At 63.4% G+C, this 1,537-nt stretch carries 1 protein-coding gene and 1 pseudogene; both read left to right on the top strand.

The window, feature by feature from the left end; translation table 11 throughout:
- Positions 1 to 397 (top strand): hypothetical protein (locus AHiyo1_RS18730; RefSeq protein WP_172465638.1); only part of this gene is annotated, 397 nt, incomplete at its 5' end.
- 66 nt (positions 398 to 463) lie between these two features.
- Positions 464 to 1,537: pseudogene (locus tag AHiyo1_RS18725) on the top strand (S9 family peptidase); the annotation flags it as partial.

The raw sequence follows: 1,537 nt of genomic DNA, 5'->3' as shown, positions 1-1,537 counted from the left end.
CGCGGTCCTGGCAGCGGCTGCGGTGTTGGTCTTCGCTCCCGGCATCGCGCAGGCCGCGTTCAACTCAGCTGCGGGTGCTGCCCTCCCGGTCTCCTCCGCCACCCTGGCTTCGACCGCCACGGTCAGCGCGAGTTGCCAGGGATCGAACCTCACCATCAGCGTCACGAACTGGGCACTTTCCGATCCCCGATTCGTAGGACAGTTCACCGTCACTTCCAGCCTCGGGCTCGTCCTTTTCAGCGGCAACAGCAACCAAAGTGGGGGCGGAACCTACACGGCGAAAATCATTCCCCACTTTGGAACCTGGAATTGGTCGGTCAGCAACCAGTATCCGGTCCCCGGCACCAACAACACCTGGACGGGCACCCCCACGTCGGGCCAGTTCACCTGCACCTAAGCGCACACCGCTACCCCCGCAGCGAACGCGGGCTCCGGCGTCCGTCAGGCTCTATATATTGAGAGCATGACCCAGACTTCCGGTTCCGCCCAGCCATCCCACGCCGAAGGCCCAACGGCCCCCGTCGCCAAGAAGGTGCCGCACACCCGCGAGCACCACGGCGATGTTTTCGTGGACAACTACGAATGGCTCCGGGACAAGGAATCCTCCGAGGTCATTGAGCACTTGAAGGCTGAAAATGCCTACCAGGAAGCTGTCACCGCACACCAGGAACCGCTGCGGGAGGCGATCTTCCAGGAAATCAAGGGACGCACCCAGGAGACGGACCTCTCGGTCCCCAGCCGCAAGGATGGCTGGTGGTACTACACCCGCTCTGTCGAGGGCAAGGAATATGGCATCCAGTGCCGCGTCCGGGCCGCGAACTCGGGCAACCCGGTGGCGGACTGGACCCCGCCGGCGGTGGAACCCGGCGTCGAACTCCTGGGCGAAGAAGTCCTGCTGGACGGGAACGCCGAGGCGGAAGGCAAGCCGTTCTTCTCCATTGGCGGAACCGCCGTGACCGTAGACGGCAACCTCTATGCCTACGCGGTGGACAACTCCGGCGAGGAACGCTTCACGCTCCGCATCAAGGACCTGCGCACGGGTGAACTTCTGCCCGATGTCATCGAGAACATCTTCTACGGCGTGGCCTTCTCCCCCGACGGCACGCGGATCTTCTACACCGTGGTTGACGATTCCTGGCGCCCGTACCAAGTAAAGTCGCACGTCCTGGGCACGCCCGTCAGCGAGGACGAGGTGATCTACCAGGAGGACGACGTCGCAATGTGGCTCGGATTCGAGCTCTCCTCCGACCGGAGGTACCTCGTGCTGAGCATCGGCTGCTCGGAATTCAGCGAGACGCGCCTGCTGCGCTTCGACGATTTCGACGCCGGCCTGTCCACCGTGATTTCCCGCGACGAACACATCCTCTACGAGGCCGAGCCGTTCCTCCTCGATGGTGTTGATGGACAAAAAGCTGAGACCATCCTCCTGACCCACAACAAGGGCGCCATCAACTCGATGGTGTCCATCGCGGACCCGGCCGAGTTCGCCAAGCCGCTGTCCGAGCAGAACTGGCGCACCGTCGTCGGCATTCCGACG

This window comes from Arthrobacter sp. Hiyo1 (genome assembly GCF_001263615.2).
Taxonomy (GTDB): Bacteria; Actinomycetota; Actinomycetes; order Actinomycetales; family Micrococcaceae; genus Arthrobacter.
This window is presented reverse-complemented; position numbering and strand designations above follow the sequence as displayed.